Below are 21,493 nucleotides of genomic sequence, written 5' to 3' on the forward strand. Positions count from 1 at the left end.
CCTCGCCGACGCCGAAGCACAAGGCCTGCTGCCCACCTACGAAGACTGCCTCAACTACCGCAACTCGCTGCGCTGAACAACGGTCGCTGCGACACGGCGGACAATCGCGCACGAGTTCGACGGCTCAGTCGGTGAGTCCTCGCCGCTGCGCCAGCGGCACCGTCCGGTCGGCGACCGGACGAACAGGCGGTCACAGCGGCGTCACACTTTCGGCGAATCCGAAGCGACTGCGCGGCAACGGTGCGAAGATGTGCGCACATTCGGGCCCGCTCGGGTCGTCGATCTGCAAGGAGTTCCACCATGGCACTGGTCCACTCGCGTTCACGTATCGCTCTGGTCACAGCGGTCGCTCTCACCTTCGGTCTCACCGCCTGCGGTTCGGACAGCCTCGAGGAGGGCACCAGCAGCGCAAAAGAGTCGGTGAAGAGCGTCGCCAAGGACACCTCGCTCGCCGACAAGGTGCCGGCTGCCCTGAAGAGCAAGGGCACGCTGACTATCGGTACCGACGCGTCCTACCCGCCCAATGAGTACTTCGACACCGACGGCAAGACGATCGTCGGAATGGACATCGAATTGCTCGACGCGGTACTCGGCAAGCTGGGACTCAAGGCGAAGTACGTCAACGGCGGCTTCGACTCGCTCATCCTCGGTGTCGGATCCGGCAAGTACGACATGAGCGTCTCCTCGTTCACCATCAACAAGGAGCGCATGCAGCAGGTCACGATGGTGAGCTACCTCAAGGCCGGCAGCCAGTGGGTCGTGCCGAAGGGCAACCCGAAGAAAATTTCGCTCGACGACGCCTGCGGAAAGACGTTCACCGTACAGAAGGGCACCGTCCAGGTCGCCGACATGCAGGCCCGTAGTAAGAAGTGCACCACTGGCGGCAAGGGCGAGATCAAGCTGCTCATCGAACAGGACCAGAGCAAGGCAACGCTGAACCTGTCCGCAGGCAAGGCCGACGCGATGGTGGCAGACCTCCCGGTCTCGGTCGACGCCGTCAACAAGAGTGGCGACAAGCTCGAACTGCTCGGTGAGAACTACGACACCGCCCCCTACGGCTACGTGGTCAAGAAGGACCAGAACGAGTTCGGCAACGTGCTTGTCGAAGGCTTGAAGGCCATCAAGAAGGACGGCACCTACGACCAGATCCTCAAGAAGTGGAAGGTCGACGGCGGCGCTATCGACGACTTCGCGGTCAATCCCTCGGTCTGATGACCACTCAGACACACAACGACGACCGGCCGGGCGAGATCAACGCCCGGCCGGTCCGGCACCCGTGGCGCTTCGTCGCCGTCGCGGTCATCTTGATTCTGGTCGCGATGTTCGTGAGCTCGTTGCTCACCAACGACCGGTGGAATCTTGAGTTCGTCCCGAACGTGATGAACTTCAGCCCCGTCCTGCGTGGCCTGGTACAGGGCACGATCGTCTGCACGATCGGCGCGATGGTTCTCGGCGTCACTCTGGGCATCCTGCTGGCGGTCATGCGACTGTCGGGCAACCCCGTCCTTCGCGGCGTCGCCTTCGCCTACACCTGGTTCTTCCGCGCCATCCCCCGCCTCGTCCTGCTGGTGATGCTCGGGGTGGGCGCCGGATTCCTCTACCCCAAGCTCGACGTCGGCATTCCGTTCGCGCAGCAGATCTTCGGAATCGACACCCCGCTGGTGTTCGGCTCGATCGACGTCAACGCGTTGTCCAACGGAATCGCAGTCGGCATTCTCGGGCTCGGCCTGTCAGAAGCCGCCTATATGGCCGAGATCGCGCGGGCCGGCATCCTGTCGGTCGACAAGGGGCAATCCGAGGCCGCTCAGGCACTCGGCATGAGCAACGGCAAGACCATGCGTCGCGTCGTGCTCCCGCAGGCGATGCGCGTGATCGTCCCGCCGACCGGTAACGAGACGATCGCGATGGTCAAGGACACCTCACTGCTCGTGGCAGTGCCGGTGTCCAACGAGCTCTGGTTCCAAGTCACCCAGGTGGCCAACAACACCGGCCGAATCATGCCCGCCTATGTCGCCGGATTCCTGTGGTACCTGATCATCTGCTCCATCCTGATGGTCGGCCAGTACTTCCTGGAGCGACGCTTCGGACGCGGCTACGGCACCCAGACGAACAGCTCACGAAAACTCACGATGATCGGCAAGGGATCCGCATGACCACCGGCACCCACGCGCAGCCGCTCGTCCACGCGGTCAACGTGACCAAACGCTTCGGCGACAACAAGGTGCTCAAGGGCATCGACCTCGACGTCCGCGAGGGCGAGGTGGTTTGCCTGCTCGGTCCGTCGGGTTCGGGCAAGACCACGTTCCTGCGCTGCATCAACCAATTGGAGTCCATCAACGGTGGACGCATCTGGGTGGACGGCGACCTCATGGGGTACGAGGATCGCGGTGGCACGCTGCACCACCTACCCGACAGGAAGATCGCCGACCAGCGTCGCGAGATCGGGATGGTCTTCCAGCGATTCAACCTGTTCCCACACATGACGGCGCTGGAAAACGTCGCCGAGGCGCCGGTGCACGTCAAGGGTGTCGGCAAGAAGCAGGCACGCGACGAGGCACGCACATTGCTCGAGCGGGTGGGTCTTGGCGACCGCTGCGGCCACTACCCCGCGCAGTTGTCGGGTGGCCAGCAGCAGCGGGTCGCGATCGCCCGCGCTCTCGCGATGCACCCCAAGTTGATGCTGTTCGACGAGCCGACCTCTGCGCTCGACCCCGAACTTGTCGGCGAGGTGCTCGACGTGATGCGCGAGCTGGCGCAAGGCGGGATGACGATGATCGTGGTGACCCACGAGATCGCCTTCGCCCGTGACGTCGCCGACCGTGTCGTCTTCATGGACGCCGGCGTGGTGGTCGAGCAAGGAGAGCCACGCGAGATCATCGCCCGCCCACAGCACGAACGCACCCGCACTTTTCTGCGTCGCATCCTTGCCGAGCAGGACGAATCGCCGACACCGGAGCCCGACGCACCAAACCTCACCAAGCGCTGAGCGGCACGCGAATGTCGTTGTCCCGCTTCAAGATCGGCCTCGCCATCGTGCGAGGCCGGTCCATGTTGCCCGCCTATCAGGACGGCGACCGGCTACTGGTGCTGTACGGCGCCCGTCCCCGTCCCGGACGCGTCCACCTGGTGCAGTTACCACCGTCACCGGCCGGTCCGCGTCCGCTGGCCGTCAAGCGGGTCCGCGGCGAGACACCGGACGGATGGTGGGTCGAGAGCGACAACCCTGCCGAGGGCACAGACTCCAGAACGGTCGGTGCCATCCCGTCCTGCGGGATGGTCGCCGCGGTGATCGGCGGACGACCGTTGCCCCGCCGCCCACTCGGTCGCCGGGCGGAGTAAGTTCGATCTCGACAGGGCTTGCTCGGCTGCTGCCGAGTGGGCCACGCCCAGCGAAAACCCACGGGAAGGACTCCCATGTTCCGCCGTTTCATCGCCCCCACCGTCGAGGTCAGCGCCCACTGCGACCTGCCCTGTGGCGTCTATGACCCCGCTCAGGCCCGCATCGAGGCCGAGTCGATCAAGGCCATCATCAAGAAGGTCGCCGACAACGACGACCCGGACTTCCGCACCCGCGCGATCCTGATCAAGGAACAACGCTCCGAGCTGGTCAAGCACCACCTCTGGGTGCTGTGGACCGACTACTTCAAGCCGCCGCACTTCGAGAAGTACCCCGAGCTGCACACCCTCGTCAACGAGGCCACCAAGCTCGCCGGCGCCAGCGGCACCAAGGGTGAGCTCGACGAGAAGGTCGCCGACGACCTCCTCGCCAAGATCGCCGAGATCGATCGCATCTTCTGGGAGACCAAGAAGGCCTGAGCACCGCTCCCGGTTCGAAGGGGCACGACCGTCGCGGTCGTGCCCCTTCGTCATGTTCAGGATCCGACGAGGACGACCCGCGCGTCCAGGCGTACGACCCGGACCCGTTCGAGGACCACTCCCACGACGAGGTCGGGTCGTCCGGCAAGCACGCCCCACGCACGACCTGACGTGCGACCGGCAGGAACGGCGAAGCAGCGGTGCAGATGCACCGCTCCTTCGTCATGTCTGTGCGATTCGCTCAGGCGTTGGGACGCTTGCCGTGGTTGGCACCCTTGCCCTTGCGCGCACGACGCTTACGACCGCGCTTGCTCATGGTCTGCTCCTGAATGTCGTCCAATGGCCGGGCGGGCCCGGCAAACTCCGTCAGTCTCCCACACCGGCACCCGGAGGCAGAAATCACCTGGCGTTCACTGCAGGTCACCCAGTCCGAACATCTGTTCAAGGATGTGTGACACATGGCATAATCAAGGACTGCGCTCGACCGAGCGCATGACTACAGCACTCAGGTGGACCATCTATGAACGCCTCACTCCAACTGCTTGCCGCCATGCTGTCCGGCGGGCAGACGACGTCCCCCACCCCGATCGTCGGATGGCGTCCGCCGGGCGGCAACTGATCCTCTGATCGGAAACATGAACACCACTACGGCGCCGCCCCCCAGCGGCGCCGTACCGGCTTCCCTGACAGATCCGCGACGAGCAGCTCTAGGCAGCGCCACCCCACTCACGACGGTGCTCGGCGTTGCACTGATCGGCGCGATCATCGCGTGCACGCTCATGGGCGACGGCGTTCAGGACTCGGTCACTCTCGTCCTGCTCGTCTGCGTCGCATGGGTCGCCGAGTCGTTCTCCGCCTTCGCCCAGCGGTTCGCTTCAATGTCACTGACGTCGACCCTGATGGGTGTTGCTGCTGTGCTCTGCGGACCGGTCGGTGCGGCCGCCCTGGGAATCATCGCCGCCAGCCTCTTCCTTAGCACATGGTCATCCCGCGTCCGGGCGTTCAACGCAGTGATGACCGGCTGGGTCGGCATGGCCGGCGGCGTCGTGTTCAGTGTCATGACCGATGCCGGGACCGGTCGGCGGCCATGGATCAGCGGGCACATCTCGACGCTTTGGTTCCCGATGTTCGTGGCCACCCTGGTCATGCTGCTGGTCAACGCCCTGCTGCTGAGCGCGGTCATCCACATCACCGTCGGGGTGCCGTACAACGTGTCGCTGCGCGACTTCGGACGCAGCAGCTCGCTGCTGTTCCTGATCGGCGGCCTCATCTCCTACCTGATCGTGGTGCTGTGGGTCGGTGCTCGCATCGGGCCGTTCACGGTCCTGGTCATGGCACCTCCGCTGCTGCTGGCGCAATGGGCCTACTCCTCCCTCGCCGCCGAGGCATCCAACGTCGACCACGCCGTCGAGGCGTTGGTTTCCGCCCTCGAACTCCACCGTCCGGGGTCTCGCCGCCACGGCGAGCTCGTGATGGTGGTCGCGGAGGAGATCGGCAATGTGCGCGGTTTGTCCGACGCCGACGTCCAGGACGTCCGCCATGCAGCACGCCTGCACCACCTGGGCACCATCGACCCCGATCGCCCGGACATCATCACCGTCGACCGTGAGTCCGCCCGTCGCGGAGCAGGCCTGCTCGACGGCGTCGACTTCCTGAGCAACGTCCGGAAGGTCATCGCCACCCAGTCCGACCCACTGGGTGCGCCGGGCAACACGTCGGTGACAGGGGTGCTGGCCACGGCCGATGCCCTGGCGTCGATGCTCGAGCACCGGCTCATGGAGCTCGGCCGCGACGCAGGCGTCGATTCCACGCTGATCTGCGAGTGCATCGAGGCCGTTGCCCGACGCGACGAACTCGACCCGGCCGCCCGTCACGGCATGTCCGCTGCAGCCGGCGGAACCCTGCCTGAGCAGATCATCCAGAAACTCGCCTCGCCGTCCCCGTTGGGGGTCCACGAAGGTGCCGTGGGATGAGGACTCGTCAGCCGCTGGTCGATCGCGCGATCGTTGTGCTGAGCGCGGTCGTGCTGCTCGTCGCGGCTGCCACGCTCGCCCTCAATCCGGCACAGGCACTTGCCGACGCGGGTTGGCGTCTGGGCGTGATGACCATCGCGCTCGCCCTGGTCGTCCCGCTGCATCTTCGACTGCCCAGCGGCACGGACGCATCGCCACTGGCGCCGTCCATCGGACTGGCGATGGTGCTGACTCCGTTGTCGACCGCTCAGAACGCCCTGACCGGCACCGCTCTGGTGGTCGTCGCCCTCGCGGTCGGAACGATGGTCGGGGTGGGCTTGTCCTCGTTGACGGGTCAGGGCCGCACCTCGTTGGCGATGCTCGGCAGCCGCCTGATCGGCGCAACGGCAGCCGCCCTGCTGTTCCGCAACATGCCGATCATCGACGGCGAATCGCCGGCTTCGGCTGCTCAAGGATGGCTCGACGATCCGTGGCGTACGGCGCTGGCGATGACCCTTTGCGGCCTGGTGGCGATCGCCGTCGACCTCGGGCTTCTCGTGCTGCGCACTGCCGCACCGGGACGCCTTCGCACCCAGGGCGAACAACTCGCCCGCGAGATCGGTCCGGTCTGGCTCGCGGTACTGGGCATCGCGGTCGCGATCGCGCTGGGGTTCGGCCCGCTCGATCTGTGGTCGGTGCCGGTCATGGCCTCACCCCTGTTGCTGATGCGAACCGCTCTTCGCCGGCAGGCGGCGATCGTCCGGGTGCGCCACGACACCATCGCCGCGCTGGGACGGCTCACCGACGGCACGGGGTACACCACCACCGGCCACGGGCGTCGGGTTCGTGACCTGGCGCGCGAGGTCGGCCTGCAGTTGATGCTGAGTGACCGGGAGCTACGCGACCTGGAGACGGCGGCGCTGATGCATGACGTGGGCCAACTCGGATTGACCGACCCGATCCCGGGCGGCGCCACCAGCGAAGCCGCACCGTCCGACCAGGCCGCGATCGCAATCGCAGGAGCCCGAGTCGTCCGGACCCTCGGCGGGATGGAACGGGTCGCCGAGATCATCGAGCAGCAGACCACGCCGTACCGCAATGTGCGCGAGTTCGGCGAGGACGTCCCGGTCGAGTGCCGCATCCTGAAGGTGTGCAACGCCTACGACGACCTCACCCAGGGACGTCCCGAAGCGCGGGCCGAGGCCATCGAGCGGATCTCGCTGGGCATGGGCTACGAGTACGACCCGGACGTCGTTGACCTGCTGACCCACGCCGGCACCACCACCCGCTGACGGCGAAGCAAGCCGGACGGACCGCTTCAGTCGATGCGGTGGATCTCCACCGTCGTGACTTGGGTGCTGATCCGCTGCATGATCTGCGTGCGCAGGGCGACGGGCGCCGATTCGCACTGGCAGGAGCGACGCACGAGCGCCTTCATGATCGCGTCGCGCTGGTACTCGTCCAGGCACGGCGGGCAGTCGGCCAGGTGCTCCTTGAGCGCGGCGCACTCCGCGTCGGTGAGTTCACCGTCGAGGTACTCGCCCAAGTGCTGCAGGTAACTGTCGCACCCGTGGGCCCCGTTGAACATCATGCGTCGTCACCCTTGATGAATCCGCGCTCACGCGCGTAGTCGGTGAGCTTCTCCCGCAGCATCCGGCGTCCGCGGTGCAGGCGCGACATCACCGTGCCGATCGGGGTTTCCATGATCTCGGCGATCTCCTTGTAGGAGAAGCCTTCGACATCGGCGAAGTAGACGGCCAACCGGAAGTCCTCCGGGATGTCCTGCAACGCGCGCTTCACATCGGAGTCGGGCAGGTGGTCCAGCGCTTCGGCCTCGGCGGACTTCAGGCCCTTGGACGTGTGCGCCTCGGCACGTGCGAGTTGGTAGTCCTCGATCTCGGCGGCGTCGGACTGCAACGGCTGCCGCTGCTTCTTGCGGTAGTCGTTGATGTAGGTGTTGGTCAAGATGCGGTACAGCCACGCCTTGAGGTTCGTACCCGGCTTGTACTGGTGGAACGCGGCGTACGCCTTCGCGAAGGTCTCCTGGACGAGGTCCTCGGCGTCGGAGGGGTTGCGCGTGGTGCGCAGTGCGGCGCTGTAGAGCTGGTCGAGGTAAGGCATCGCGTCGCGTTCGAAGCGAGCCAGGCGCTCGGCCGGCGATTCCGCGGACACGTCGACGGTGCCGCCGGAGACAGCGGTCTTCTCGTGGCTGCGGTCGTCGTCGTCGCCGTCGGCCACGTCGTCCGGCAGGTCGGTTGGCACGGTCGCCGTGCTGGAGGATCCATCCTGAGTCATCGTGGTCCAGCTTAACGCCGACCGCTGACGGTCGGTCTCCTTCGGCTTGGCCGGTAGGCCGAGACCGTTGGGCGCCGGCTGGGGCGTGGCGTCGTACGCCACGTCGTCGGGCGCGCAGGGTGCGGCAAACACGCTCGGTTTCCTCCTCCCGTGCGAGCACTCACCCGCACGCTCAGGCCAACACCCGTCGGGGCCTGATCATTCCGGCCTCACCCGACCCAGACGCGCGGTTCAACGGGCGAGTGTGCCGAGCCAGTCCCGCACCGCAGCCACGACATCGCCGGGCTGCTTGCTGAAGCCGTGCGCCCCCTTGCACGCGAAGACCGGCAGCGCGTCACCGAACTCGTCGTGGAAATCGTCCGGACGGCCGAACGGGTCGGTTGCTCCCTGCACCACCGCGATCGGCAGCCCGGCGTCCAGCACGCCACGCACCTCGCACGCGCGGCCCCGGTCGGACTTGCCGGCCCCGCTCAGCGGGAACGACAGGGCCAGCACGGCGTCCGCTCCCACCTCGACCGCGGTGCGACAGGCGACCCGGGCACCGGCGGACCGGCCGCCCACGACCAACGGACCGGGGAGCTTGCCGCGACCCGCGGTGAGCGCCGCGATGATCGGCGCCCAGGCCACGTCCAGTGTTCTGGGCGGCGTCGCCAGCTTGCGTCCGGCAACCCGCCAGGGTTGCTCGACACGGACGTAGTTCCAGCCGTCGGCGACGAGGGTACGGAGCGCAACCAGGTCGGGCGCTTCGATCCCGCCGCCGGCACCGTGGCTCACCACAACCGTGCCGCGAGCATCCGTCGCGCGCTCGATGTGCGCTCGGCCGACTCCCTGAGGAGTGTCGATCTCCTTGATCTGCAGCCTGGTCTGCAACGACATTCGCTATGCCCCGATGATCTCGCCGGTGGTCGGGTCGGTGACTCCCCGAAGCTCGTCCCGGCCGATCGGCAGGGTCAACTGCTCGCCGTTGTTACGTCCGGAACCGACTGCGGACGAGACCGGCCACGCCTCGAAACGGCCCGGCGGAGGCGATTCGAGCAGCGCGCGCACCTCGTCCGGGTCCTTGGTGTCCGGGTCGAGCCAGTGCTGCCACACCTCGCGGTCGAGCACCAGCGGCTGACGGTCGTGGATGCGGTCGAGGCCGGCCTCGGCCGCGGTGGTGATGATCGAGAACGTCGTGAGCCACGCGTCCGGGTCGTCCGCGTCCTTGCTCTTGTCGCGCCAGAACTCATAGACACCCGCGAACGCACAGTGCTCGCCGTCGCCACGACGGATGAAGAACGGCTGCTTGCGCGGCTTGCCCTTCGCGTCGGTCGCGGTCTGACTGACCTGCCACTCATACCAACCGTCAGCCGGAACCAGGCACCGCCGACCGACCGCGGCCTTCGCGAATGCGCCCTTGTCGAGCAAGGTCTCGGATCGAGCGTTGATCATTCGCAGACCGACCTTGGTGTCCCTGGACCACGACGGCACCAGACCCCACGTCAGCAGGCGCAGCTGACGGACCGGTCCGTTGTCGGGATCGTCTTTCGGAACACGCGTCAGCACGACGGTCGACTGCTTGGTCGGAGCCATGTTCCAGTCGGGCGCACCGGCCGGCGGTTGCTGTGGGTTCACCAACACCGATCGAGCGTGCTCATCGGTGCGGTCCTCGTCGACATCGAACTCGTCGGCGATGTCGTCCGGGCTGAAGCTGGCTGCGTATCGCCCACACATGTGGCCAGCCTAGAGCCGCGCACGTGCGCTCTCGCACTACCGTTGGACCCGATGGATCCGCAGACTCCCACCGGCGACTGGCCGGCACCGACCGCCCCTGGCCCGCTCGACTCCACCGTGCTGGTGCCCGGTTCGAAGAGCCTGACCAACAGGTACGCAGTGCTCGCGGCACTTGCGACCGACGCCTCACGGATCACCCGTCCGCTGGTCTCGCGCGACACGACTCTGATGATCGACGCCCTGCGCAGCCTCGGCACGCAGGTGATCGAGGAGGAGGTCGACGACGAACCGAGTTGGCTGATCGAACCACTTGCCCTGCGCGGGCCGGCCCGTATCGACTGCGGTCTCGCCGGCACCGTGATGCGCTTCCTGCCGCCGGTCGCGGCTCTCGCCGACGGCGAGGTCTCCTTCGACGGCGACCCGCACGCGCGTAACCGTCCGATGGCGCCGGTTCTCGGTGCGCTGCGTGACCTCGGGGTCGAACTGCGCACCGAGGGCGCCGAGGCTCTCCCCTTCACCGTCGTCGCAAACGGCTCGGTGCGCGGTGGCAAGGTGCTGATCGACGCGTCCGGTTCATCGCAGTTCGTGTCGGCGCTGCTGCTGGCCGGTGCCCGCTTCGAGCAGGGCATCACCGTGGTCCATGACGGCAAACCGTTGCCGTCGTTGCCGCACATCGCGATGACCGTCGAGGTGCTGCGCGATTCCGGTGTGGTGGTCGACGATCTGGACGCGAACACCTGGCGGGTCGAACCGTCCGAGATCTGCCCGGTCGAGGTCGAGGTGGAGCCCGACCTTTCCAACGCGGCACCGTTCCTGTCCGCGGCACTGGTCGCCGGAGGGTCCGTGCGCGTGCCGGGCTGGCCGCAGTTCACGACGCAGGCGGGCGACGCGATCCGCGACATCCTGGACGCGATGGGCGCCGACGTGAGCTTGGACCGCGACGGTCTCACCGTCAGCGGCGACGGACAGATCTCGGCCGTCGATCTCGACCTGCACGACGTCGGTGAACTGACCCCCGTGGTCGCGGCGCTCGCCGCGCTCGCCGACTCCCCCAGCCAGTTGCGCGGCATCGCACATCTGCGCGGCCACGAGACCGATCGCCTGGCGGCGCTCACCGCCGAACTGAACGGTCTCGGCGGCAAGGTCACCGAGACCGACGACGGCCTGCGCATCGATCCCGCGCCACTGCACGAGGGCGTCTTCCACACCTACGGCGATCACCGCATGGTGATGGCCGCCGCAGTGCTGGGCCTGCGGGTGCCCGGCGTCGTGGTCGAGGACGTCGCGACCGTGGGCAAGACGCTTCCCACCTTCACCCGGCTCTGGGATCAGATGCTCGGGCACCGGGACTGATCCGTGGGCGGACGCTACGACTACGACGAGTCGCGCATCGGCGTGCGTCCGAACCGGCGCGGTACCCGTCCGCGCACCAAGGACCGCCCGGCGCACAAGGACGCGATCATCGGCATGGTGACCGCCGTCGACCGAGGACGCTGGACCGTGCTGGTCGACGATCACCCGGTCACCGCGATGCGAGCGCGCGAACTACACCGCAGCCCGATCGTTCCGGGCGACCGCGTGGGACTCGTCGGGGACACGTCCGGCACCGAGGGCTCCCTCGCCCGCATCGTCCGGATCGAGGAGCGTGACACGTTCCTTCGCCGCACCGCCGACGACACCGATCCCGTGGAGCGGGTGCTGGTAGCCAACGCCGACCAACTGGCGATCGTCACCGCCCTGGCCGATCCGGAGCCGCGTCCGCGGATGGTCGACCGATGCCTGGTCGCCGCGTACGACGCCGGCATGGAGCCGCTGCTCGTGCTCACCAAGGCCGACCTCGCCCACCCGGACGAGTTCATGAAAACCTATGCGGGACTAGATGTTTCGTACGTCGTCACCGAGGTCAGGGACGACGGCACCATCACCGGGCTCGACGCCGTCCACGAGCGGGTCCACGATCGGATGACCGTTCTGGTGGGGCACTCCGGAGTCGGCAAATCGACCTTGGTCAATGCCCTCGTGCCCGGGACGGACCGGGCCGTCGGACACGTCAACGCCGTCACCGGACGCGGCCGACACACCTCGACCTCGGCCATCGCACTGCCGCTGCCCGAGGGCGGCTGGGTGATCGACACCCCGGGCGTCAGATCGTTCGGTCTGGCCCACGTCGATCCGGCTTCGTTCATCGACCACTTCCCCGAACTCGCGGCGGGCACCGAGGAATGCCCACGCGGGTGCACGCACGACAACGAGTACTGTGCGCTGGACGCCTGGGTCGCGGCCGGCCACGCCGGCGATTCCGGGCCGGCCCGGTTGGAGTCGCTGCGCCGCTTGCTGCGTTCGCGCCTGGGCAACCCCGAGGACGAGTGACGGTGCTGCGGTGGCGATCGGGTTGAGCACCGCCGGCTCCCACCTGTCGGCGCTCGCCGAGATCAAGTCGGCGCCGGGTCAGTGGAAGGTCGCCCTTCGCGCGACCGCGATGACGACGGTGACCGTACTGGTCGTCTGGGCCACGCTCGGCAAGGAACTCGCGCTGCTGTCGATCACCGGGTCCTTCGTCGGCAACACCGCGATCCGCCGCCCGTGGCGCGCTCGGCTCCACATCCTGCTCTGGATGGACGCCGCCTACCTGATCGGTTGCGCGATCGCGGTGCTCATCGGCGACAACCCCGTGCTGCTCACGCTGTCGATGACCGCCATCGCCATGACGGCGGTGCTCGGCTACAACGCACTGATGGCCGACCCACCGGGACCGATGTTCCTCATCATCGGTCCCGCGATCGCCTCCTACCTACCGACGATCGGGGTGGGCGCCTGGCAGGTGATGGCGGTCTGTGCACTCAGTTGCCTGGTCGCGTCCGTCACGACGTTGGTGCTACATCCGCGCGCCAAGGAGTCCGCCGAAACCCTCGCTGTGGCGAAGGCTGCCGAGGCGGTCGAAGACCTCACCGAGGCGACGGACAAAGCTTCGGACGACGCCCTCGAACTGGCCCGACTGCGGGACGCCGCCTACGCAGAGGTGCTTGCCGCGAGCATGACGCTCGCCGAAGCGTCCGGACGAAATCCTGGTGGGCGACAGTGGCATTCGTTGCTCATCGAGCTGCGCAAGCTGCACTTCGAGGTCATCGACGAGGTCGCCGAACGGTGGCTGCCGGGAGCGGTCGTCGAGGTCGAGGCGGGTGCTCAGCGCAGGTACCTGGGTGCCCCGCCGGTGGAGTACATGCTGCGCTGGGGACTCTCTCCGCGGTCGCTGCCGTGGCTGGCCGCCCGCCGCATCGGCATGGCGATCGCGCTCACCTGTGCCGTCTCGTACGGGCTGCAGTTACACCATCCGTTCTGGGCCGTGATGACGACCGCTCTGGTGATGTCACTGGGCACCGACCGCCTGTCCCTCACCCACCGCGGACTGCACAGGATGCTCGGCACACTTGCCGGCATCGTCGTGTTCATCGGCGTCCACGCGCTGCACCCGCCGCTCGAGGCCGCGATCGCGATCTGCCTCGTCCTGGTCTTCCTGGTCCAGTGGACCGCCGTACGCAACTATGCGATCGCCGCCTTCTTCGTGACCCCGATGGCGCTGCTGGTGACCACCACAAGCAACGAGGGGCAGGCGGTGGGTGACGTCGTCGGCGAACGCATCATCGACACACTCATCGGCGTCGGAGTGAGCCTGCTGGTGATGTGGGCGACCGACCGACGGGCGCCGATCGCTTTGGTACGCAGGCAGTTCCGGCGGGTGCTGCGAGTGACCGCTGACCTGTTGGAGCTGCTGGCGGCAGGCGATCAAGCATCCGAGACGGGGTTCCGGGTGCGGCGCGACCTCGCCTACGAGCAACTGCAGGCGGCGCGCATCCTGAAGATCGCCCAGGAGGACCTCCCCGTGACGCTCGGGTCCTGGTCCCGGGTCGAGATCACCGTCAATCAGCTCGTCTTCACCGCTCTCGTGGCCTGTTGGCTACGCGACCCGACCGAGCACCTGGACGCTGCCGGGATGGCCACACGTCTGCGCACCGTGATCCGTGAGTTGCCGCCGGTCAGCACGCGTCTGGTCGACGCCGATCAGTTGTGCGAACAGTTGGACACCGTGCTGGGCATCGGTGCGCCACAGCTCCCGCTCCGCACCGTCCAGGCGGACGACTGACGCGCAGGTCCCGGCGCCACCACAGCAGGGTCGCTACGGTCGTCCTCGTGAGTTACTCCGATGATGTCCGTATCGCCCACGTGATCGCCGATGCGGTCGAGCCGACGACGATGGGCCGGTTCCGGGCCGACGACCTGATCGTCAACAACAAACCCGACCTGACACCGGTGAGCGACGCCGACATCGCGACGGAGGAGATCATCCGCGCTCAGCTCAAACGGGCCCGCCCGCGCGACGCCGTCGAAGGCGAGGAACAAGGACTGGTCGGCGAGGGTCCGCGTCGCTGGGTCGTGGATCCGATCGACGGCACCAAGAACTACGTCCGCGGTCTGCCGGTCTGGGCGACCCTCATCGCCCTGGTCGAGGACGACGAGCCGGTGGTCGGCCTCGTCGCCGCCCCCGCACTCGGGCGCCGCTGGTGGGCGGGCAAGGGCACCGGCGCCTGGACCGGACGAAACCTGCAGGGCGCCAAGCAGATTCACGTGTCCAAGGTGTCGCGGATCGAGGACGCCTCGATGTCGTACGCCAACGTGCGCGACTGGGACGCCTACGGCAAGCGCGAAGCGATGCTGCAACTGATGGACGATGTCTGGCGCAGCAGGGCGTACGGCGACTTCTGGTCGCACGTGCTCGTCGCCGAGGGCGCCGTCGACATCGCGCCCGAGCCCGAACTCGCCACCTACGACATGGCGGCGTTGGTGCCGATAGTCACCGAGGCCGGTGGCCGGTTCACCGGCCTCGACGGGAAACCCGGCTGCTGGAGCGGCAACGCGGTCAGCAGCAACGGCCTGCTGCACGACGAGGTGCTGCGCCGCTTGGGATCGTCGGGTGCACCCGAGGCGTAGGTCAGACGACCGTCAGATCGCCGATGCCGAGCGCACCCACTTGGTCGGCGTACTTATCGGCATCACCGACGAGCACGATCGTCCGAGGCTGCGAACTCCATTGCTGCCAGGCCGAGTTCACGTCCTCGAGGGTCAACGACCGCATGGCCGCGAGGTAGTCGGTGATGAACGAGGTGTCCAGGCCGACGAAATGGAGCGACGCTGCCTCGTCGGCGACCGCGTCCGCAGTGGCGTACCGGGCGGGAGCCGTCATCGACAGGAAATCGACGCCCTCGCGCAGCTCCTCGACGTCCAGACCGCCGTCGACGCCGTCGAAGATCTCCCCCAGCAGCCGTAACGAATCGGGCGTGGAGTCCGCCCGCACCGAGCCCGCGACGACGAACTGCCCGAAGTCGGACCTCGGTCGGAAACTGCCGCGCATCCCGTAGGTATAGCCCTTCTCCTCGCGCAGCACCCGGTCGATGCGGGCGTGCGGCGAACCGCCGACGGCGTACGACAACACCGGGTAGGGCGCCCACTGAGTGCCGTTCTCGCGGGCCGGGCCCAACCAGCCGAGGTGGATCTCGGTCTGCACCGAGCCCGGACGGTCGACGAAGACGACGCGGTTGCGGTCGTCCGCGGGCTGGTCGGATGCGACGTCCAGCGTCGGCGCGGACGTCTGGGAGTGCCAACCGCCCAGCGTCCGGTTCAACGCAGCGAGCATCGCTTGTTCGTCGAAGTCGCCCGCCACCACCACGAACGCATCGCCCGGGCGCACCCAGTCGGCATGAAAGCGTGCGCAGTCCTCACGGGTGAGGTCGGCAAGCGACTCGCGCGTTCCCCCGGTGGGCCGGGACAACCGCGACTGCGGGGTGAAGAAGGTACGGACGAACTCCAACGTCCCGCGGTAGCCGGGGTCGGCGAGATCGTGGTCGATCTGCGAGATCCGTTGCAGGCGATGGCGATTCACCTCCTGCTCAGGGAAGGCCGGTTCGGTGAGGCATTCCAGCGCGAGCCCGAAGCCGGTCTCGACGTTGCGGGTGGTCGCTTCGAGGTCGAGCCAGATGCCGTGCTGGGTGACGCCCGCGTGCAGCGCGATGCCGTTGCCCTCGAACAGTTCGGCCATCTCGTCGGCGGAGTGCGACGCGGTGCCCTCGTCCATCGTCCGGGAGACCATCGTCATCACCCCTTCCCGGTCGCGCGGCTCGGCGGCCAACGGAACCGGGAGGTTGAGACGGGTGGAGGTGACGTGCTGTCCCGGCAACGGATAGAGCGCGACCTGCAGTCCGTTGTCGAGCGTGTGCTCGCTCGCCTGCGGGAAGGTCCACGGCGCGGGCGGGTGCACCTCGGGTCGGGCGGCGTTCATGCTGCGGCTCCCTTCTTGTGGACGACGACAGCTCGCGAGTCGGGCCGCATCCATTCACTCGCGACCCGGCGTACCTCATCGGCGGTGACCGTCGCGGCGTCGTCCAGGTGGGTGTTGATGAACTGCGGGTCGTCGTGCAGCAGCGTCGACTGGCTGATCGTGTCGGCTCGCTCCTCGTGCACGGCGAGCGCCTGCAGCCAGCCGCGCTCGAAGTCGGCGAAGGCGGCCTTCATCTCGGCGCCGGTCGGGCCCTCGTCGGCCAGACGGGTGAGTTCCTCGCAGATGACCTCCTCGACCCGGTCGATGCTCGAGTCCTCGGCCGCGTCCGCTGTCAGCAGGCCGAGCGAGACACCGTCGACCAGACCCATGCAACTGCGCGAGACGTGGGTGGCGACCTGCTCGCTGCGGACGGCCCGTCGGTACAGCCGCGAGGTGGCCAGACCCGAAAGGATGTCGAACGCCGCCTCGGCGACCAGGTAGTCACGGGTGTGGTCGGGCGGGAGTCGGAACGCGAGGTAGAGCCGGTCGTCGGGTACGTCGTCCGTGCGCTCGAAACGTAGCGGCGCCGTCAACGGCGGCAACGGTTCCGTGCGAGGGGCGAGCGCGATGTCGGCGCGCGGGATACCGCCGAAGTACTTGTCCGCCAACTCGATCCCCTGTTCGGCACCGACGTCGCCGACCAACGTGAGCACGGTGTTGTTGGGGCCGTAGTGCCGCTTGAAGAAGTCGTGGACGTCGTCCAGCGTCGCCGCGTCCAGATCGGCCATCGAGCCGATCGTGGAGTGGTGGTAGGGGTGGTCCTCGGGGAAGACGAGGCCGTAGAGGTCCTCCAACGCGTGCCCGTACGGCCGGTTGTCGTAGCGCTGTTGCTTCTCCTCCTTCACCACGTCGCGCTGATTGTCCAGGCAGGTCTGCGTGACGGCGTCCAGCAGATAGCCGTGCCGATCGGCTTCCAGCCAGAGCGCGAGATCGAGCACGCCGGTCGGGACGGTCTCGAAGTAGTTGGTGCGGTCGAACCAGGTCGTCGCGTTCAGCCGGGAGCCGTGGCCCATCAGGACGCGCATGTGCTCGCCCTCGGCGACATTGCGCGATCCCTGGAACATCAGGTGCTCGAACAGGTGAGCCAGTCCAGTGTGGCCGGGCGTCTCGTGACGTGAACCGACGTTCACCCACAGGTTCACGGCGACGACCGGGACGCTCGGGTCGGGCGCGACCACGACGCGCAGTCCGTTGTCGAGGGTGTGGTCGTGCACTTCGAAGTCCAAGGGCATGGGCGCCACCCTAAGCGGGTGGAACCGCCGTGCCCTGACGGGCGTCGGGGCAATCGTCCGGCATTCGTCCTCACGGGTGAGCTGCCGGGTAACCTGAACCGACGTCCGGCCGGTGCGCCGGACCGCAGATCGTCAACGAAAGTCGGAGACCTGATGAGCACCTCGCACGACCCGCAGTTCGGCAGCCACCCGTCCGCCCCCGCGCACGGCGGTCACGGCGCTCCGGCGCAGATCGTCTGGCAGGACACCTCGCCCGGTGCGACGCCCGCGTGGACAGGCCCGGCCGCCTTCGGCGCCGAGAGCGAGAACGCGCCGGCCGAAGCACCCGCACACGAGGAACCGAAGTCGCTGTCGTCCGCCTGGGCCTCGTGGTCGCGGACGCAGGAGCCGGCGGCCTCCGATGCTCCCGCCCGGCACGACAGCTTCACGAACGACCGGGATGACCGACGTGATGACGTGCGCGTCGATGAACCGGTGGCACAGCAGCCGGTCGAGGATTTCGCCTCGCAGGAGCAGGTCGCGCAGGTCGAGCCTGATTCCGACTCCGAGGACCCACGTGAAGCACAGGCGCCGGTCGACGAGCCGAACGTCCCGCAGACCTCGCACGACCAGCACGAGCACCATGTGCCCGACGAGCAGTCCTCGGGCCTGAGCCTGAGCAAGGACGAAAGCCACCGCGACGAACCGAACGACTTTGGTGCCCCGGCGGACGGTCAGGCCACCATGCACCACCGTCCCGACGACGACGACTTCGGCGGCGAGGACCGGCGTGGACAGGACGACGGATCGCAGGGCGGCTACGACCCGTACGCCCGTCCGGCGCAGCAGCCCGAGCCGTTCGGTGGCCACGACGACCGCGCCCCCGGTGAGGTGCACCGCCCGCCGATGGACGGGCCGCAGGCACAGCCCTTCCAGCAGGACGCCTCGCACCCGGCGCAGGGGCAGCCCCAGGGCCATCAGCAGGGATACCAGCAGGGCTACCAGCAAGGACAGGGCCAGGCCGAGGCGCAGGACGCCTGGTCCGCCCACCACCAGGGACTGGCGGCCGAGAGCCCGATGGCGACCGACCCGTCGGCGGGTGACGCGATCCCGGCACCGCCCGCGAACGATGCCCCGGGCCAGTCCGGTGGTGGCTCCACGGCCACCGACTCCGACGACGATGCACTGACCATCGGGCGTGGACGCGACAACTCGATCGTCCTCGACGACATGTTGGTCTCGCGCAAGCACCTGCGCATCACCGCCGACGACGAAGGACTGCTGTTGGAGGACCTCGGCAGCCGTAACGGCACCTATGTCAACGGACGCCGGGTCGAGCGCTCGCACCTGCAGGAAGGCGACCGGATCGGCGTCGGTGGCACCACGTTCGAGGTGCGCGACGGCTGGCTGGTGACGATCTGATCTCGCGAGACGGGGACCGCTTGTTGATCGATTGTTCGAACCTGCCGCGAGTACGCACATGACCACCACGACCAGGGGGACGGGTCGATGACCGATGTCCGCATCACGTACGGCGACAACTCACGTCGTATCGCCAACAACCAGATCCTGACCATCGGCCGCAGCCGCGACAACGACCTGATGATCACCGACGCGGGTGCTTCGCGCCGGCACGCCCAGGTGCGCCGCACGGGTGACCGGATCGAGGTCACCGACCTCGGCTCCTCCAACGGCACCTTCGTCGACGGTCAGCGGATCAGCGGGCCCACGATCGTTGACGTCGGTGGACGCGTCCAATTCGGCGGTCTGGATGCGCAGCCGATCGGTGTCGTGATCCGTGACTCGGGTACCACCGGCGGTTCCACGAGTGCGCCGATGCCGTCGGCGGGAGCCCGCATGCCCGGTCCCGGCTCACGCCCGGCGACCGGTGGCCCTTCGGGACCGACCGGACCCACGCGTCCCGGCGGTGGTCCGAGCGGACCCTTGCCCAAGCGACTGCCCGCGACCTCGTCGGTGCCTCGCGTTCCCTCTCACACCGGTGTGGTGTTCGACCGCTACCAGTTGCAAGATGCGATGCGGGCGCCGTCCGACGGTCGCCCGACAGCCTTGAGCGGCGCCGCTCCTCAGGTGCTGGCTCCTGCCGGCGGGCCGGGCGGACAGCGCGGCCCGGGCGGCCCGGGCGGTGCAGGCGCCCCGGGGCCGGGTGCGGCTCAGGGCACGCTGACCATCGGTCGCGGCCTGGAGAACCAGGTCGTCGTCGATGACCTTTTGGTCTCCCGGGTGCATGCTCGCCTGGTGCCGAACGGTGTCGGGTTCGACGTCCAGGACCTCGACAGCCGCAACGGCACGTACATCAACGGTCAGCGGATCACCGCGGGACGCCTCGGCGAGGGCGACCTACTGGCCGTCGGTCACTCGCGGTTCACAGTGTTGCGCGGTCAGCTCGTCGCCAGCCTCGACGAGGGTGACGTCAACTTCGTCGCCAACCACCTGACCTTCGAGTTGCCGAGCGGCAAGAAGCTGCTGGACGACATCTCGTTCGCCCTCGAAGGGTCCAGCCTGCTCGCGGTCATCGGCCCGTCGGGCGCCGGCAAGTCGACGCTATTGAAGGCGCTGACCGGTTCGCAGCAGGCGACCGAGGGCGAGGTCTACTACGACGGACGAGACCTGTACGAGAACTTCGACGACCTGCGTCACCGCATCGGAGTGGTGCCGCAGGACGACGTCGTCCACCGCCAGCTCACCGTCAAGCAGGCGCTGCGGTTCGCCGCGGAGCTCCGTTTCCCGGACGACCTCGACAAGCACCTGCGCGACCGCCGGGTCGATGAGGTCATGGGCGAACTCGACCTCACCGCCCACGCCGACACCCGGGTCGACAAGCTGTCCGGTGGCCAGCGCAAGCGCACCTCGGTCGCGCTCGAGTTGCTGACCCGACCCTCGCTGCTGTTCCTGGACGAACCGACGTCCGGTCTCGACCCGGGCCTGGACAAGCAGGTCATGCACACGCTGCGCGGCCTGGCCGACGGCGGTCGCACAGTCGTGGTGATCACGCACAGTGTCGCCAACCTCAACGTCTGCGACAAGGTGTTGTTGCTGGCGCCTGGTGGCAAGGTCGCCTACTTCGGACCGCCCGACCAGCTCCTGCCCTTCTTCGGGCTCTCCGACCACGCCGACGTGTTCACTCAGGTCGCCCGCGATCCCGAGGGATCGAAGCGGCGCTTCAAGGCCTCCCCGCTCGAGGCCGAGCAGATCGAAGCGCCGCTGTCGGCTCGTCGTCCTGCGCAACGTCCGCTGGAGAAGCCGCCGAGGCAGCAGTCCATCGGTTCGCAGTTGTCGACGCTCGCGCGGCGGCACCTCAAGGTGATCTTCGCCGACAAGGGCTACACCGCGTTCATGCTGTTGCTTCCGGTCGTGCTCGCCGTCCTGGTGATGGTCGTCCCGAGCAAGCACGGACTGGCCACTCCGCCGGCCGATCAGATCAACACCGCCGAACCACGCGTCCTGCTGGTGGTGATCATCGTCGGGGCGCTGTTCATGGGCACGGCGGCGAGCATCAGGGAACTGGTCGGCGAGCGCGCCATCTTCACCCGGGAGAAGGCGGTCGGTCTGTCACCGGCGGCGTACCTGTGGAGCAAACTGGCGATCTTCGGCTTCCTGACGCTGCTGCAGTCGATCGTGCTGGTCGTCCTGGTGACGTTGGTGAAACCCGGTCCGTCGTCGGCGGTGATGTTCGGCAGCGGACTGATCGAGTTGATCATCGCTACCTGGCTCACCGCATTCTGCGCGGTCGCGCTCGGCCTGTTGATGTCGAGCTTCGTGACGACCAGCGAGCAGGTCATGCCGCTGCTGGTGGTGTCGATCATGACGCAGATGGTGCTGTGCGGTGGCCTGTTCCCTGTCGACGGGCGAGCGGTCATGGAGCAGCTGAGTTGGTTCACCCCGGGTCGCTGGGGGTACGCCGCGGCCGTGTCCACCGTCGGTCTGCAGGACTGGATCCCCGACGGCGAACGGTTCGCCGCCTTCCGTGCCGACGTCGATGACCCACTGTGGTCGCACTCCTCCGGTACCTGGATCCTGTGCGTCGCGATGCTGCTGGTGCTCGCGGCCGTCTTCACCGCGTTGACCCAGTGGCGGTTGCGCAAGACCGCCGACTGATCAGCACCACAAGCAGCCAC

General features: G+C 67.8%; 21 protein-coding genes. 13 read left to right on the forward strand and 8 right to left on the reverse strand.

Annotated elements, in window-relative coordinates; all coding sequences use genetic code 11:
- The first annotated feature begins 300 nt into the window (after positions 1-300).
- The 5 genes from EU513_RS14535 to sodN all read left to right on the forward strand — a co-directional run bounded on the left by EU513_RS14535 (position 301) and on the right by sodN (position 3,816).
- Entirely contained in the window at positions 301-1,212 is a 912-nt protein-coding gene (locus tag EU513_RS14535; RefSeq protein ID WP_129627260.1) for an ABC transporter substrate-binding protein, read from the forward strand.
- Positions 1,212-2,153, forward strand: a complete 942-nt coding sequence (locus EU513_RS14540; RefSeq protein WP_129627263.1) for an amino acid ABC transporter permease — start codon at positions 1,212-1,214, stop codon at positions 2,151-2,153. Before EU513_RS14535 ends, EU513_RS14540 begins: the two co-directional genes overlap by 1 nt.
- Positions 2,150-2,986: an amino acid ABC transporter ATP-binding protein gene (locus EU513_RS14545; RefSeq protein ID WP_129627266.1), complete on the forward strand. Its 837-nt coding sequence runs from the start codon at positions 2,150-2,152 to the stop codon at positions 2,984-2,986. Before EU513_RS14540 ends, EU513_RS14545 begins: the two co-directional genes overlap by 4 nt.
- An 11-nt stretch (positions 2,987-2,997) precedes the next feature.
- Positions 2,998-3,339 (forward strand): S24 family peptidase, encoded by a 342-nt coding sequence (locus tag EU513_RS14550; RefSeq protein ID WP_129627269.1) that lies wholly within the window; start codon positions 2,998-3,000, stop codon positions 3,337-3,339.
- A 75-nt stretch (positions 3,340-3,414) separates the two neighbouring features.
- Complete coding sequence (gene sodN, locus EU513_RS14555; protein WP_129627272.1) at positions 3,415-3,816, forward strand: superoxide dismutase, Ni; 402 nt, start codon at positions 3,415-3,417, stop codon at positions 3,814-3,816.
- Between the two features lie 56 nt (positions 3,817-3,872).
- Here the strand turns inward: sodN and EU513_RS16015 are convergent, their stop codons facing one another.
- Both EU513_RS16015 and EU513_RS16695 read right to left on the reverse strand, forming a co-directional pair.
- The gene (locus tag EU513_RS16015) at positions 3,873-4,028 is read right to left on the reverse strand and encodes a hypothetical protein (RefSeq protein ID WP_168990302.1); all 156 of its coding nucleotides are present in this window, start codon (positions 4,026-4,028) and stop codon (positions 3,873-3,875) included.
- A gap of 29 nt (positions 4,029-4,057) precedes the next feature.
- The gene (locus tag EU513_RS16695) at positions 4,058-4,132 is read right to left on the reverse strand and encodes a 50S ribosomal protein bL37 (RefSeq protein WP_370447367.1); all 75 of its coding nucleotides are present in this window, start codon (positions 4,130-4,132) and stop codon (positions 4,058-4,060) included.
- 418 nt (positions 4,133-4,550) lie between these two features.
- Here EU513_RS16695 and EU513_RS14560 point away from each other — a divergent pair, with 418 nt between their 5' ends.
- A complete protein-coding gene (locus EU513_RS14560; protein ID WP_129627275.1) occupies positions 4,551-5,789 on the forward strand; it encodes a hypothetical protein in 1,239 nt (412 codons plus the stop codon).
- Positions 5,786-7,060, forward strand: coding sequence for an HD-GYP domain-containing protein (locus EU513_RS14565; RefSeq protein ID WP_129627278.1), 1,275 nt, complete (start codon positions 5,786-5,788; stop codon positions 7,058-7,060). Before EU513_RS14560 ends, EU513_RS14565 begins: the two co-directional genes overlap by 4 nt.
- A gap of 26 nt (positions 7,061-7,086) precedes the next feature.
- Here the strand turns inward: EU513_RS14565 and rsrA are convergent, their stop codons facing one another.
- From rsrA to EU513_RS14585, 4 genes are all read right to left on the reverse strand, one after another.
- Complete coding sequence (gene rsrA, locus EU513_RS14570) at positions 7,087-7,359, reverse strand: mycothiol system anti-sigma-R factor (protein WP_129627281.1); 273 nt, start codon at positions 7,357-7,359, stop codon at positions 7,087-7,089.
- Positions 7,356-8,195, reverse strand: a complete 840-nt coding sequence (locus EU513_RS14575; protein WP_370447366.1) for a sigma-70 family RNA polymerase sigma factor — start codon at positions 8,193-8,195, stop codon at positions 7,356-7,358. Before EU513_RS14575 ends, rsrA begins: the two co-directional genes overlap by 4 nt.
- A 99-nt stretch (positions 8,196-8,294) precedes the next feature.
- Positions 8,295-8,939, reverse strand: a complete 645-nt coding sequence (locus EU513_RS14580; RefSeq protein ID WP_168990303.1) for an alpha/beta family hydrolase — start codon at positions 8,937-8,939, stop codon at positions 8,295-8,297.
- A gap of 3 nt (positions 8,940-8,942) precedes the next feature.
- Positions 8,943-9,776, reverse strand: coding sequence for an SOS response-associated peptidase (locus EU513_RS14585; protein ID WP_129627284.1), 834 nt, complete (start codon positions 9,774-9,776; stop codon positions 8,943-8,945).
- 51 nt (positions 9,777-9,827) lie between these two features.
- On the opposite strand from EU513_RS14585, the gene aroA reads away from it, so the two are divergent.
- Genes aroA through hisN form a run of 4 tightly spaced genes read left to right on the forward strand, consistent with a single transcriptional unit; the run spans position 9,828 to position 14,762 of the window.
- Positions 9,828-11,129, forward strand: coding sequence for a 3-phosphoshikimate 1-carboxyvinyltransferase (gene aroA / locus EU513_RS14590; protein ID WP_129627287.1), 1,302 nt, complete (start codon positions 9,828-9,830; stop codon positions 11,127-11,129).
- Positions 11,130-11,132: 3 nt separating this feature from the next.
- Positions 11,133-12,146 (forward strand): ribosome small subunit-dependent GTPase A, encoded by a 1,014-nt coding sequence (gene rsgA, locus EU513_RS14595; RefSeq protein WP_129627290.1) that lies wholly within the window; start codon positions 11,133-11,135, stop codon positions 12,144-12,146.
- Positions 12,147-12,156: 10 nt separating this feature from the next.
- Positions 12,157-13,917: an FUSC family protein gene (locus EU513_RS14600; protein WP_129627293.1), complete on the forward strand. Its 1,761-nt coding sequence runs from the start codon at positions 12,157-12,159 to the stop codon at positions 13,915-13,917.
- Between the two features lie 47 nt (positions 13,918-13,964).
- Positions 13,965-14,762 (forward strand): histidinol-phosphatase, encoded by a 798-nt coding sequence (gene hisN / locus EU513_RS14605; RefSeq protein WP_129627296.1) that lies wholly within the window; start codon positions 13,965-13,967, stop codon positions 14,760-14,762.
- 1 nt (position 14,763) lies between these two features.
- On the opposite strand, the gene EU513_RS14610 is transcribed toward hisN, so the two are convergent.
- On the reverse strand, positions 14,764-16,107 hold the full coding sequence (locus EU513_RS14610; RefSeq protein ID WP_129627299.1) for a pitrilysin family protein: 1,344 nt from the start codon (positions 16,105-16,107) through the stop codon (positions 14,764-14,766).
- Positions 16,104-17,378: a pitrilysin family protein gene (locus EU513_RS14615; RefSeq protein WP_129627301.1), complete on the reverse strand. Its 1,275-nt coding sequence runs from the start codon at positions 17,376-17,378 to the stop codon at positions 16,104-16,106. The genes EU513_RS14610 and EU513_RS14615 overlap by 4 nt, the downstream gene beginning before the upstream one ends.
- A gap of 153 nt (positions 17,379-17,531) precedes the next feature.
- Between EU513_RS14615 and EU513_RS14620 the strand changes: the two genes are divergently transcribed.
- Both EU513_RS14620 and EU513_RS14625 read left to right on the forward strand, forming a co-directional pair.
- Positions 17,532-18,779 (forward strand): FHA domain-containing protein, encoded by a 1,248-nt coding sequence (locus EU513_RS14620; protein ID WP_129627304.1) that lies wholly within the window; start codon positions 17,532-17,534, stop codon positions 18,777-18,779.
- A gap of 87 nt (positions 18,780-18,866) precedes the next feature.
- A complete protein-coding gene (locus EU513_RS14625; RefSeq protein ID WP_129627306.1) occupies positions 18,867-21,473 on the forward strand; it encodes an FHA domain-containing protein in 2,607 nt (868 codons plus the stop codon).
- Positions 21,474-21,493: the final 20 nt, after the last annotated feature.

Origin of the sequence: Yimella sp. RIT 621, assembly GCF_004146205.1 — a bacterium.
GTDB lineage: Bacteria > Actinomycetota > Actinomycetes > Actinomycetales > Dermatophilaceae > Yimella > Yimella lutea.

Bases quoted from the DNA above. Each gene is read 5' to 3' on its own strand.
- EU513_RS14580 (WP_168990303.1), bottom strand. From the start codon at position 8,939: ATGTCGTTGCAGACCAGGCTGCAGATCAAGGAGATCGACACTCCTCAG.
- EU513_RS14535 (WP_129627260.1), top strand. From the start codon at position 301: ATGGCACTGGTCCACTCGCGTTCACGTATCGCTCTGGTCACAGCGGTC.
- EU513_RS14545 (WP_129627266.1), top strand. From the start codon at position 2,150: ATGACCACCGGCACCCACGCGCAGCCGCTCGTCCACGCGGTCAACGTG.
- aroA (WP_129627287.1), top strand. From the start codon at position 9,828: ATGGATCCGCAGACTCCCACCGGCGACTGGCCGGCACCGACCGCCCCT.
- rsrA (WP_129627281.1), bottom strand. From the start codon at position 7,359: ATGATGTTCAACGGGGCCCACGGGTGCGACAGTTACCTGCAGCACTTG.
- EU513_RS14620 (WP_129627304.1), top strand. From the start codon at position 17,532: ATGAGCACCTCGCACGACCCGCAGTTCGGCAGCCACCCGTCCGCCCCC.
- EU513_RS14585 (WP_129627284.1), bottom strand. From the start codon at position 9,776: ATGTGTGGGCGATACGCAGCCAGCTTCAGCCCGGACGACATCGCCGAC.
- EU513_RS14625 (WP_129627306.1), top strand. From the start codon at position 18,867: ATGACCGATGTCCGCATCACGTACGGCGACAACTCACGTCGTATCGCC.
- EU513_RS14550 (WP_129627269.1), top strand. From the start codon at position 2,998: ATGTCGTTGTCCCGCTTCAAGATCGGCCTCGCCATCGTGCGAGGCCGG.
- EU513_RS14565 (WP_129627278.1), top strand. From the start codon at position 5,786: ATGAGGACTCGTCAGCCGCTGGTCGATCGCGCGATCGTTGTGCTGAGC.
- EU513_RS14610 (WP_129627299.1), bottom strand. From the start codon at position 16,107: ATGAACGCCGCCCGACCCGAGGTGCACCCGCCCGCGCCGTGGACCTTC.
- sodN (WP_129627272.1), top strand. From the start codon at position 3,415: ATGTTCCGCCGTTTCATCGCCCCCACCGTCGAGGTCAGCGCCCACTGC.
- EU513_RS14540 (WP_129627263.1), top strand. From the start codon at position 1,212: ATGACCACTCAGACACACAACGACGACCGGCCGGGCGAGATCAACGCC.
- EU513_RS14615 (WP_129627301.1), bottom strand. From the start codon at position 17,378: ATGCCCTTGGACTTCGAAGTGCACGACCACACCCTCGACAACGGACTG.